Genomic DNA, 11,890 nt, shown 5'->3' with positions numbered 1-11,890 from the left:
GGGGCTCGCCGGCCGCCGGTCGCGGCGGCCGGCGGCCCGCACGGTGGTTCACAGGTCGGCTCACAGGTCCGCGACGAGCAGCCGGTAGCCGGCGTCGTACTCCTCCAGGCCCAGCAGGTCGCGGTGCCGCTCGTGCCAGCGGCCCGACTCCAGGTCGGCCGCGAGCCGGTCGAGGGCCGGCCGTACGATCTCCGGGCCGAGCTGGCCGAACACCGACATGCCCGATTGGGCGACCGGGTCGAGATAGGCCCCCGGGCGGCGCCAGTAGGCGGCGCCGAACCCGTCGGCGCAGTCGTGCGGGACCGGCACGGCCTCCACCCTGGCGCCGCCGAGCATCCGGCCGAGCTCGGCGATCGAGGGGGTGCGGCCCTCGTCCAGCGCCACGCCCTCGGGCAGGTACTCGGCGAGGAACCAGTAGTCCCTGGTGACCTCCTGGTCCCAGGTGAGGATCACCACGCGGCGCCGGGCGACCCGGCGCATCTCGGCGATCCCGGCCGCGAGGTCCGACCAGTGGTGCACGGTCAGGATCGCCATCGCGGCGTCGGCCACGTCGTCGGCGAGGGGCAGGGCCTCGGCCCGGGCCCGCACCACGGGGGCCGCCCCCGGCGGCCGCTGCGCGATCATCACCACGCTCGGCTCGACCGCGAGCAGGGTCCGCGGCGGCTCGTACGACCCCGCGCCCGCTCCCACGTTGACGACCGTGGCGGCGTCCCCGATCGCGGCGGTGATCCTGGCCGCCACCCTCGGGTCCGGCCTGCGGACGGCGCTGTACGTCGTGCCGATCTCGTCGTAAAGCGTCATGATCCCAGTATCGGCATCCCCAGTATCGGCTTGGCGGTATCGGCCCTCGGCATCCGCCGCCGGCCACTCGGTCAGGCGAGCCAGTCCAGCCACTCGCCGTGCGGGCCGGTCATGGCGAGCGGGCGGCCGTCGAGCGCGGTCAGGAACGTCAGCCGGTCGCCCGGCAGGGCGGCCGTCAGCCCCGCGAGCACCGAGGGCAGCCGGGGCGCGCCCTCGTTGGAGATCCACCGCACCGGAAGGCCGTGGGCCCGCAGGCCGCGTACCAGTGCCACGAACCGGTTCCGCGCTCCGGCGTCGAGGTACGGCATCAGCGCGCTGTGGAAGACGACCACCGTCGCCCCGGCGGGGGCGGCGGCGACGAGATCGGGCAGGGCGGCCGAGGCGTCTCCTCGCACCAGGCGCGGCGGGTCCCGCCTCGCCATCCGCACCGCCCCGCGCAGCCGCGCCAGCCGGTCGTCCTGTCCCGGCCAGACCAGGCACTCCAGCCAGCGCACGGCCTCGTCGTCGCGTACGTCGACGGGGTCGAGGTCGATCCCGGCCCGCCACACGATCTCCGGCGGGTGGTCCGGCACCGGCACCCCGCCGTTCGTCCGGCAGGTGAGCAGGACCGGGCTCGCGGCCGGTCCGATCTCCCGCCCACGGCCGGCAGGGTCGTCGTAGCGGTAGCGGTAGCGGTCCGGGTAGAGGCACAGCCCCGCCGACGCGCCCACCTCGATGAGGGCCAGCGGCCGCGGCAGCGCCGCCAGCACGGGCAGCAGGCTCGCGCACCGGCCCGTCTCGTTGGTCTGCGTCCGCCGGGCGAGCACGGTCTCCCGCACGCGGTCCCAGTGCCGTACGGTCCAGGCACGGAAGCGGCCGAAGTCGTCGTACGGCCCGCCGAGGAAGCGCACCGCGGCGAGCAGCAGGTTGGGCTGCCGCTTCGGCTCCGGCAGGCCGTCGATCAGTTCGAGCAGCCCGGGGTCGGCGGCCACGGCGAGGCCCAGCGCCTCGTAGACCGGGCTGTGCCCCCTGGCCTCCCGCTCCGCGAAGTACCGGTACCACTCCGCCGTCTCCACGCCTGTCTCCTCCCGGCGACGCCGAGGACTCCATCGAACCAGGCCGGAGCGACCCGAGACTAGGCGGCCTTCGGCGGCTCGGGAGGACGGCGGATCACCCACAACGGGTAGGGACGTCCGGACAGCCGGTTGACGACGACGAGCACACCGCTCGTGGTGATCACCGCGGCCATGAGGACGAGCAACTGGCCGGGCGTGCGCAGCAACCCGAGCGCGACGATGAGCGTCGTCGCGCCGCCGGGCGGGTGCCACACGCCGGCGGACATCATGCCTGCCAAGGCCAGCAGCAGGGCCACCGCGACGGCGGCGACCCTGCGCCCGTCGGGATGGGAGAGATTCACCCCGGCACGCGTGAGACCGGTGACCGCCAGCGCGCCGTACCCGGCCGTCGCGCTCACCAGGTGACCCAGGACGGTGTTCCGGGGGCTCGCGGTGGGGGCGGAGGAGGCGGTCAGCGCCAGGAAGATCGTCGGTCCCAGGGAGGGGAAGACGAACGGCTCGCCGGTCAGGCACGCGATCACGGCGGGGACGGCGATGCACAGGGCGGCCTGGATCGCCGTGCCGGCCGCCTGCCGGGCGGCCTTCCACCGTTGCGACACGACGCGAGGCGAGGGCATGGCTCACCGCGCGACGCCGCGACCGGCGCCCACGCCGGCGGACGCGCCGCGTGATCGATAGACGATGTACGGCCGCACGAGGTAGCCCAGCGGAGCCGCGAAGGCGTGCACCAGCCGGCTGAACGGCCACAGCGCGAACAGCAGCATGCCGAGCGCGGTGTGGAACTGGAACGCGAACGGCGCGTGCGCCATGGCGGGCACGTCGGGGTCCAGCACGAACAGCGAGCGGAACCACACCGAGACCCCGAGGCGGTAGTCGTAGGAGCCGGTGGCCGCCCCGGCCAGGGTCGTCCACAGCCCAGCCAGCAGGACGGTCGCCAGCACCGGGTAGAGCAGGCGATCCCCGCGGCTGGTGGTCCGGCGCACCGCGGGCACCCGCAGCCGCCGCCACAGCAGGATCCCCAGTCCCGCGACGGCGGCCAGGCCGGCCGCGCCGCCGGCCACCAGCGCGTTCTCCCGGTAGACGGACTCGGGCAGCCGCAACGCGTTCGTCACGCTCTCGGGCACCAGCATCCCGACGACATGGCCGGCGACGACGAACAGCAGCCCGAAGTGGAAGACCGGGCCTCCGACGCCCAGCAGCCGGCTCTCGTGCAACTGGGTGGAGCGTGTCGTCAGCCCGAAACGGTCGTAGCGATAACGCCAGGCCGATCCCGCCACGAACAGGACCAGCACCAGGTAGGGCAGGACTCCCCACAGGGCGATCTGCAGGTGTTTCACCGGTGGCCTCCTCGCGGTCCGGCGGAGCGGACGTCCAGTCCCACGCGCTCGACCGGCGGGGCTGCCTCGGCGGTGGTCTCCCGAGCCCGGCGCCGCACGTGCGCCGGCTCGGGCAGAGTGGTCAGCACCGCCCCCACCACGTCGGCGTAGGGGCTGCGGAAGTCCTCCAGCGCCGACCTCAGCCGGTGGAGACCCGGGAGGTGCTCCCGGAGGAGCCCTTCTCCGGGCTCGGGGCAGCGGGCGGAGAACTCGAGCATAAGGGGCAGGAAATCCGGCAGCTCGGCGTCGTCGGGCCGCCAGCCGGCGGCCAGGTACACGGACTTGACCCGGGCGAGCGACATGCCCCGCCTGCGGGTGTCGCCGTCGGCGTAGTAGGTCATGTGCAGGGTGCGGCGGCGGCTGCGATCGAAGGTGGCCACATAGTCGGCGGCGAACCGGAGCGGGTCGGCCCCGGCGGCACCCGCGCAGAACCCGCCCAGCGCCTCGGCCGCCGGGCGGGGCAGCGAGCCGAGCGTCCGCTCCACCAGCGACAGCCGCCACGGCCAGTCGTCGCCGGGGTAGACGAGCAGCAGGGAGGCCGCCTGGCGTACGGCGGGCCGCGTCACCGCCCGCCCTCCGCGCGCGGCGGGAACAGGCCCGCGGGGAGCCCCTTACCGTCCCAGTTCAGCAGGTTGATCCGCCCGCGCAGCCGGTCGTCGGCGGCGGTGCCCGGCGGAGCGTGGAAGGCGGCGACCCCGGCACCCGTCTCCAGCATTCCGGGCCCTCCGGGCGCGTCCAGGCCGCACCCGGCGACGGCGTCGCCCGCGCCAGCCCCGGCGGCGTACGCCGTGGGTATGACGTATCGCTCGTCGTACTTGGCCAGCGCCAGCAGGCGGTACATCCGCTCGATCTGGGCCGGTTCCATGTCCACCCGCGCCGCGATGGCCGGGTCCGCGTCCTCGCCGAGGTTGAGTCTGCGCATGTGCGCCCGCATGGCCGCCAGCCTGCGCAGCGCCGCCTCCACCGGCGCGATGTCGCCCGCCGTGAACAGCCCGGCCAGATAGCCGAGCGGAATGCGCAGGGACTCGATCGCGCCGAACAGGTTCCCCACCTCCTCGCCGTCGTGGCCGGTCTCGGCCAGCGCGTCCACGATCGGCGACAGCGGCGGCACGTACCAGACCATCGGCATGGTCCGGTATTCCGGGTGCAGCGGCAGTGCGACGCGGTAGCGGGAGATGAGCGAGTACACCGGTGACCTGCGTGCCGCCTCCACCCAGTCGTGCGGTATGCCGGACGCCTCCGCGGCCGAGGCGACCGCCGGGTCGCCGGGGTCGAGGAAGCAGCCGAGCTGGGCCGGGTAGAGATCCTCCTCACGCGGCACCGAGGCCGCCTCGCCCACCCTGTCGGCGTCGTACAGCATGACGCCCAGGTAGCGCAGCCGGCCGACGCAGGTCTCCGAGCACACCGTCGGCTCCCCCGCCTCCACCCTCGGGTAGCACATCGTGCACTTCTCGGCCTTGCCGGTCTGGTGGTTGAAGTACACCTTCTTGTACGGGCACCCGGTCACGCACATGCGCCAGCCCCGGCACCGGTCCTGGTCGACCAGGACGATGCCGTCCTCCACCCGCTTGTACAGCGCGCCGGACGGGCAGGCGGCGACGCACGACGGGTTGAGGCAGTGCTCGCAGATGCGCGGGAGGTAGAACATGAAGGACTGTTCGTACTGCAGCCGCACATCGTCGCCGATCTTCCGCAGCACCGGGTCGCCCGCCAGATGCCCGGGCCCGCCGCCCAGATCGTCGTCCCAGTTCGGACCCCAGGTGACGGCCATCGGCCGCCCGTCCACCAGCGAGCGGGGCGGCGCGGTGGGCACGTCATCACCGAGCGGCGCGGTGGTCAGGTTGTCGTAGTCGTAGGTCCACGGCTGGTAGTAGTCGTCCAGCAGGGGAAGCTCGGGATTGGCGAACAGGCGGGCCAGCCGCCGGACTCTGCCCCCGGCCCGGGGCACCAACCGGCCGTGCGCGAGCCGCCAGCCGCCCTTCCATCTGTCCTGGTCCTCGTAGCCACGCGGATACCCCTGCCCCGGGCGAGTCTCGACGTTGTTGAACCAGACGTACTCGGTGCCCGCGCGGTTGGTCCAGGTCTGCTTGCAGGTCACCGAGCATGTGTGACAGCCGATGCACTTGTCCAGATTCATCACCATCGCGATCTGGGCCATCACCCGCATCAGTAGCTCACCTCCTGGGAGCGGCGGCGGACGACGGTCACCGCGTCACGCTGGTTGCCCGTCGGGCCGTAGTAGTTGGGGGCGAAGCACAGCTGGCCGTACCCCCCGATGAGATGGCTCGGCTTGATCAGCAGCTTGGTCAGCGCGTTGTGCACCCCGCCGCGCCGGCCGGTGGCCTGCGACTTCGGCACGTTCACCAGGCGCTCCTGCACGTGGTACATGAACACCGTGCCCTGGGGGATGCGGTGCGAGACCACCGCGCGGGCGACCACGACGCCGTTGACGTTGACCGCCTCGATCCAGTCGTTGTCCGCGACCCCGATCGCCTCGGCGTCCGGCACGCTGATCCAGATGACCGGGCCGCCGCGGGCCAGCGTCTGCATCAGCAGGTTCTCCTGATACTCGGAGTGGATGGACCACTTCGAGTGCGGCGTCAGGTAGCGGACCCGCACGGAACGCCCGTCGCCGGACGCGCCCTGCCCGGACTCGCCCAGCGCCGCCAGGTCCAGGGGCGGCCGGTAGACCGGCAGTTGCTCGCCGAGCTCGGCGATCCAGTCGTGATCGAGATAGAAGTGCTGACGCCCGGTCAGGGTGTGCCACGGCTTGCCGTGTTCCACGTTGATGGTGAACGGCGCGTACCGGCGGTCCGGCGCCTCCTTGCCCGACCACTCGAAGCTCGTCCCCGCGAACACCGGCCGGTCCTGCGTGTCAGAGAAGACCGTCCTGCGCTCCGCCACCGAGGCGCCCAGCTCCGCCAGCTTCGACGACGTTCCGCAGCGGTGGTCCAGCGCGGCGAGACCCTCCGCCGCGATGCGCCCGTTCGTGGTGCCCGACAACGCCAGGATCGCCTCGCAGAGCTTGACGTCGGTGTCGAGCAGCGGCCTGCCCGCGGCCGGTCCCGTCTCCGCCCGGCCGCACCGGGCGGCCAGCCAGGCCGCCTCCGGCCCCGGCCGGACGGTGACGCCCTTCACCGTCATGCCCAGCTTCTCCGCCAGCGGGCCGAACGTTCCCAGCTTGTCGGCGATCGCCGTGTAGTCCCGCTCCACGAGGGAGAACGCCGGAAGGTTGCGACCCGGCTCGGCCGGATGCCCGGCTTCCCGCCAGTCCGGCACCCGTCCGCCCGGCTGCGCCGTCTCGGCCGGGGTGTCGTGCTGCAGGGCCGTGGCGACCAGGTCGTAGGCGACGTCGAGGCGGCCCGCCGCCAGCTCGCCGAGCTTGCGGGCCAGCCCGTGGAAGATCTCGAAATCGGTGCGCGCCTGCCAGGGCGGGCTGATCGCCGGGGAGAAGGCGTGCACGTACGGATGCAGGTCCGTGCTCGACAGGTCGTGTTTCTCGTACCAGGTCGCCGCCGGGAGCACCAGATCGGCGAACAGCGTGGTCGAGGTCATCCGGAAATCCAGGGCGAGCAGCAGGTCGAGCTTTCCGGACGGCGCGTCGTCACGCCACGCGACGTCCCGCGGGCGCGCGTCCGGCGGGGCCTCCTGCGCGCTCGCGCCGTCCTGCGCCCCCAGCAGGTGCCGAAGGAAGTACTCGTTGCCCTTGGCCGACGACCCGATCAGGTTGGCCCGCCACACCGTCAGCACCCGCGGCCAGTTCCGCGGCGCGTCCGGGTCCTCGCACGCGAACCCCAGCCGGCCCGCCGCGACCTCGCCGGCCACCCACCGGGCGGGATCGCGGCCGCTCGCCCTGGCCCGTTCGCCCAGCGTCAGCGGGTTGGCGGAGAAGGTCGGATACGACGGCATCCAGCCCAGCCGGGCCGACTGCGCGAGCAGGTCGACGGTGTGCCTGCCGGAGAAGAGGCCGGGGCCCGCGGGGCTCGACAGCGCCCCGGCCGAGAAGCTCTCGTACCGCCACTGGCAGGTGTGCAGATACCAGTACGGCGTGCCGGCCATCTGCCGCGACGGCCGCACCCAGTCGGCCGCCGTCGCCATCTGCTGCCAGCCCGTGAACGGCCTGACCTTCTCCTGCCCGACGTAGTGCGCCCACCCACCGCCGTTGACTCCCTGGCAGCCGGTCAGCAGCAGCAGCGACAGGAACGACCGGTAGATCGTGTCGGAGTGGAACCAGTGGTTGGTTCCCGCCCCCATCACGATCATCGCCCTGCCGCCGGTCTTCTCCGCCGTCGTGGCGAACTCCCTGGCGATGCGGGTCACCTGCCGGGCGGGCACCGAGGTGATCTGCTCCTGCCAGGCGGGCGTGCACGGGAGGGACGGGTCGTCGTATCCCGCCGGCCACCGCCCCGGCAGCCCCGGCCGGGCCACGCCGTACTGCGCGAGCAGCAGGTCGAACACGGTGGTCACCACCTGTCCGGCCACCCGGCGGACCGGCACCCCGCGCCGGACCACGCCCGACGGGTCGTCGAAGCGCGGCAACACCACCTCGACGCTCTCGGCGTCCTCGCCGTACAGGCTGAGCAGCGGGTCGACGTCGCCGAGGTCCAGGGTCCAGCGGCCGGCGCGGTTCTCGTCCCACCGGTCGCCGAGGGTCCCGCCGGGGACGACGGGGACGTCCCGCCGCGCGTCCACGAGCACCGGCCGCCACGCGGCGCCCTCGTCCGCACCCTCGTCGGCGCCGAGCCCGGCGTCGGCCGCGGTGACGAACTTGCCCTGCGCGTAGCCGCCGTCCTCGCGCTCCCGCAGCGTCACGAGGAACGGCAGGTCGGTGAAGCGTTTGACGTAGTCGGCGAAGTACGGCACCCGCCTGCGGACGAAGCACTCCGTCAGGATCACGTGCCCCATCGCCATCGCCACCGCGGCGTCGGTCCCCGGGTGCGGGTGCAGCCACTCGTCGGCGAACTTCGTGGCGTCGGAGTAGTCCGGCGAGACGACGATCACCTTCTGCCCGCGATATCTGGCCTCGGCCATCCAGTGCGCGTCCGGCGTACGCGTCACCGGGACGTTGGACCCCCACAGCAGCAGGTAGGCCGCGTCCCACCAGTCGGCCGACTCCGGCACGTCCGTCTGGTCGCCGAACACCTGGGGAGACGCGATGGGCAGGTCGGCGTACCAGTCGTAGAACGACAGCATCGGGGCCCCGATGAGCGACATGAAGCGCGCGCCCACCGCGTGCGACGCCATCGACATCGCCGGGATCGGGGAGAAGCCGGCCACCCGGTCCGGCCCGTAGGTCCTGATCGTGTGGACGTGGGCCGCGGCCGCGATCTCCAGCGCCTCGTCCCATCCGATCCGCACCAGGCCCCCCTTGCCGCGGGCCGACTGGTACCGCCGCCGCTTCGCGGGATCGGTGGTGATCTCGGCCCACGCCGCCACGGGATCTCCCAGGCGCGTCCTGGCCTCGCGGTACATCTCCACCAGCACTCCCCTGGCGTGCGGGTACCGCACCCGGGTGGGCGAGTAGGTGTACCAGGAGAAGGCGGCTCCGCGAGGGCAGCCCCGCGGCTCGTACTCCGGCCGGTCGGGGCCCACGCTCGGGTAGTCGGTCTGCTGCGTCTCCCATGTGATCAGGCCGTCCTTGACGTACACCTTCCACGAGCACGACCCGGTGCAGTTCACGCCGTGGGTCGAGCGCACGACCCTGTCGTGCGCCCATCGCTCCCGGTAGGGAGCGTCGTTGACGCCCTGATCGGTCCGGTACAGAGCCCGCAGGTCCGGCGTCGTCTCCGCCCGATGCAGCAGCCTGCCCGCCTGCAGCAGCCGCTCGGCGGCGGTCGCCGCCGCCTGCTCGACGGGTCCCCGGAATCTGCGCTTGAACATGTCACGACCTCCCTGCGGGCGCCGGCCTTCGGAGATTCGAATAAGACGATCAATCCCGATAGTTAGATGATTACTGGCGCCGAGAGGCGTTTTATCACGGACGGTCTCCGCAGGAAATATCCCGACGCGCCAATTCATTTCCGCACCACCCGAAATATCCGCCCGCCAGGCCGCCGAAAAAACGCAGCGAGGTAATTCGGTGTGAAATGCGCCACTTCCGAAGGCGGATCGGCATGATCGGCCGCTCACAGGTCGTAGCGTCGGCGCGGCCCGCCCGGGAAGGCGTCACCATCGCACCCGACGCGGCCGCGCACCTCACAGGCCGATGCGTGAACACACGATGAAACGGCAGGGAACCGAATCGAATGCGGTGCCGGTTGCGAGCCGTAGCCACGAAAAGGTCACCGCCGGAAATGATCTTATGGACTTTTTACCGCGAATCGTGTCCGCGTGTCCGGGAGTTCCCGCGAACCCCGATGGGCATGTGTGGCGCCGGTCGCCGCACGGCGGGTGTTTGGACTTCTCCTGATCGGCAACGTGGTAGATCGTTGGTCAAGCGACGGGAGGTTCGCCGTGCGATTCCACGCCGACCTGCACATGCACTCCAGGTACGCCTACGCGTGCAGCAGGAACAGCGACCTGGAGCAGCTGACCTGGTGGGCGCGGCGCAAGGGCGTCACGCTGATGGGCACCGGCGACTTCACCCACCCGGCCTGGCTGGAGCGGCTGCGCACCGCTCTCGTACCGGCCGAGCCGGGGCTGTTCCGGCTCCGGGAGGACCTCGACCGGGAGGTCTCCCGCACCCTCCCCGGCAGCGTCGCGACCGCGCCCGTGCGGTACATGCTGACCGTGGAGGTCTCCACGGTCTACCGGCAGGGCGGCCGGTCCCGCAAGATCCACCATCTCGTCCACCTGCCCGGCTTCGAGCAGGTGGAGGCGTTCAACCGGGTCCTGGCCGGGATCGCCGACCTCGGCGTGGACGGACGGCCCACGGTGCGCATGAGCGCGCGGGACCTGCTGGAGACGACCCTGGCCCGGGGCGAGGGCGCCTACCTGGTGCCGGCGCACGTCTGGACGCCCTGGTTCGGCGTGTTCGGCTCGAAGTCGGGGTTCGACACGCTGGAGGAGTGCTTCGGCGACCTCACCGAGCACGTGTTCGCGCTGGAGACGGGGCTGTCAGCCGACCCCGGCATGATGTGGCAGGTCTCCGGGCTGGACGGCTATCGGCTGGTCAGCTACTCCGACGCCCACTCGCCGCCCATCGTCGGCCGCGAGACGACGGTGTTCGACACCGGCCTCGACTACTTCGCCGTACTGGAGGCCCTGCGCAGCGGTGACGGGCTGGCCGGCACGACGGAGTTCTTCCCCGAGGCGGGCAAGTACCACGTCGACGGTCACCGCAAGTGCGGCGTGCGGCTCGACCCGGAGGAGACCCGCAAGCTCGGCGGAATCTGCCCGGTCTGCGGCCGTACGCTCACGGTCGGCGTGCAGAGCAGGGTCGAGGACCTCGCCGACCGCCCGGCAGACCGGAGCCCGCGCGGCGCGGCGGGCTTCCGCAACCTCCTCCCGCTGCCGGACGTCGTGGCGGAGATCCTCGGCGTCGGCCCGAAGAGCAAGAAGGTGGCCGCCGAGACCGACCGGCTCGTGGCCGCGCTCGGCCCGGAACTCGCGATCCTGGGCGATCTCCCCCTCTCCGACATCGCCGCCGATTCACCGCGCCTCGCCGAGGCGGTCGGCCGCCTGCGGAACGGCGAGGTGACCAAGGACCCCGGCTACGACGGCGAGTTCGGCCGCATCCACACCCTCGACCCGGTGGCTTCCGAGCCGGGCGGGGGTCAGAGGTAGGTGACGCCGGTCAGGTCTTCGGCGGCGGTCCAGAGGCGGAGCCCGACGGTGGGGTCGGCCGCGTGCGCGCTGGGGCGGACCTCGACGACCCGGCCGCGCGTCTCGAAGAGGCCGGACGGCCCGAAGAACTGGCCGCCGCGCACGCCGGGCGCGGTCGCGGCGAAGAGCTGGGGCAGCGCCCCCCGCTCGGCCGGCTGCGTCACCAGCAGCCCGCCTCGGGCGAAGATCTGCCCGATCCGGCCGCGGTGCTCCCAGGCCCGGGGGGTGAGATTGCTTCTGGACAGCCCGGGATGGGCGACGACGCTGACGACCGGTGATCCGGCGGCGCGCAGGCGGCGGTCGAGTTCGAGGCCGAAGGCGGTGGTGGCGAGCTTGGAGCGGCCGTACGCGCGACTGGCGTTGAAGTCGCGCCGCGACATCAGGTCGTCGAAGTCGAGGCGGGCGTTCTTGTGGGTGATCGAGCTGAGGCTGACCACCCGTGCGGCGTCCGCCCGGCCGAGACCGCCGAGCAGCAGGCCGGTGAGGGCGAAGTGGCCCAGCATGTTGGTGCCGAGCTGGAGCTCGAACCCGTCGGCCGTCGTGCGGGCCGGGCCGAGGAGGACCAGACCGGCGTTGTTGACCAGCAGATCGATCGCCTCGAAGCCGGCGGTCATGCCCGTCGCGAACGCGCGCACCGATGCGAGCGAGGCCAGGTCGAGCTCCCGCACCTCGATCCCGGCCCGTGGCGCGGAGCGCCGGATCGCCTCGGCCGCCCGCTCGCCCGCGGCGACGTCGCGTACGGCCATCACGACGTGTGCCCCGTGACGGGCGAGTTCGGTCGCGGTGACCAGGCCGAGTCCCGAGTTCGCGCCGGTGACGACGGCGACCCGGCCGTGCTGGTCGGGGATGTGGCTGGCGTTCCATTCGGTCATGGCGACGACGCTAGGACGGGGT

General features: G+C 72.6%; 9 protein-coding genes. 1 reads left to right on the top strand and 8 read right to left on the bottom strand.

Annotation, left to right across the window (positions count from 1 at the left end; translation table 11 throughout):
• Positions 1–60: 60 nt before the first annotated feature.
• The 7 genes from FED44_RS31440 to FED44_RS31410 form a co-directional block, all read right to left on the bottom strand.
• The gene (locus tag FED44_RS31440; RefSeq protein ID WP_138462940.1) at positions 61–801 is read right to left on the bottom strand and encodes a methyltransferase domain-containing protein; all 741 of its coding nucleotides are present in this window, start codon (positions 799–801) and stop codon (positions 61–63) included.
• Positions 802–872: 71 nt separating this feature from the next.
• Complete coding sequence (locus tag FED44_RS31435; protein ID WP_138462939.1) at positions 873–1,856, bottom strand: DUF2332 domain-containing protein; 984 nt, start codon at positions 1,854–1,856, stop codon at positions 873–875.
• A gap of 59 nt (positions 1,857–1,915) precedes the next feature.
• On the bottom strand, positions 1,916–2,455 hold the full coding sequence (locus FED44_RS31430) for an HPP family protein (protein WP_165900539.1): 540 nt from the start codon (positions 2,453–2,455) through the stop codon (positions 1,916–1,918).
• A gap of 21 nt (positions 2,456–2,476) precedes the next feature.
• Entirely contained in the window at positions 2,477–3,193 is a 717-nt protein-coding gene (narI, locus tag FED44_RS31425; protein WP_111699268.1) for a respiratory nitrate reductase subunit gamma, read from the bottom strand.
• The gene (gene narJ / locus FED44_RS31420; protein WP_138462938.1) at positions 3,190–3,798 is read right to left on the bottom strand and encodes a nitrate reductase molybdenum cofactor assembly chaperone; all 609 of its coding nucleotides are present in this window, start codon (positions 3,796–3,798) and stop codon (positions 3,190–3,192) included. The genes narI and narJ overlap by 4 nt, the downstream gene beginning before the upstream one ends.
• Positions 3,795–5,399, bottom strand: a complete 1,605-nt coding sequence (gene narH, locus FED44_RS31415; RefSeq protein ID WP_165900540.1) for a nitrate reductase subunit beta — start codon at positions 5,397–5,399, stop codon at positions 3,795–3,797. Before narH ends, narJ begins: the two co-directional genes overlap by 4 nt.
• Positions 5,399–9,112: a nitrate reductase subunit alpha gene (locus FED44_RS31410; RefSeq protein WP_138462937.1), complete on the bottom strand. Its 3,714-nt coding sequence runs from the start codon at positions 9,110–9,112 to the stop codon at positions 5,399–5,401. The genes narH and FED44_RS31410 overlap by 1 nt, the downstream gene beginning before the upstream one ends.
• 573 nt (positions 9,113–9,685) lie before the next feature.
• Between FED44_RS31410 and FED44_RS31405 the strand changes: the two genes are divergently transcribed.
• Positions 9,686–10,957: an endonuclease Q family protein gene (locus FED44_RS31405; RefSeq protein WP_138462936.1), complete on the top strand. Its 1,272-nt coding sequence runs from the start codon at positions 9,686–9,688 to the stop codon at positions 10,955–10,957.
• Here the strand turns inward: FED44_RS31405 and FED44_RS31400 are convergent.
• Positions 10,948–11,868, bottom strand: a complete 921-nt coding sequence (locus FED44_RS31400) for an oxidoreductase (RefSeq protein WP_138462935.1) — start codon at positions 11,866–11,868, stop codon at positions 10,948–10,950. The two genes, FED44_RS31405 and FED44_RS31400, sit on opposite strands and share 10 nt — an antisense overlap.
• Between the last annotated feature and the right edge of the window lie 22 nt (positions 11,869–11,890).

The organism is Microbispora triticiradicis (assembly GCF_005864065.1).
GTDB lineage: Bacteria > Actinomycetota > Actinomycetes > Streptosporangiales > Streptosporangiaceae > Microbispora > Microbispora triticiradicis.
The sequence above is the reverse complement of the archived record's forward strand: the minus strand, read 5'-3'. Positions and strand labels throughout refer to the sequence as shown.

Bases quoted from the DNA above. Each gene is read 5' to 3' on its own strand.
- FED44_RS31440 (WP_138462940.1), bottom strand. From the start codon at position 801: ATGACGCTTTACGACGAGATCGGCACGACGTACAGCGCCGTCCGCAGG.
- narH (WP_165900540.1), bottom strand. From the start codon at position 5,399: ATGCGGGTGATGGCCCAGATCGCGATGGTGATGAATCTGGACAAGTGC.
- FED44_RS31410 (WP_138462937.1), bottom strand. From the start codon at position 9,112: ATGTTCAAGCGCAGATTCCGGGGACCCGTCGAGCAGGCGGCGGCGACC.
- FED44_RS31400 (WP_138462935.1), bottom strand. From the start codon at position 11,868: ATGACCGAATGGAACGCCAGCCACATCCCCGACCAGCACGGCCGGGTC.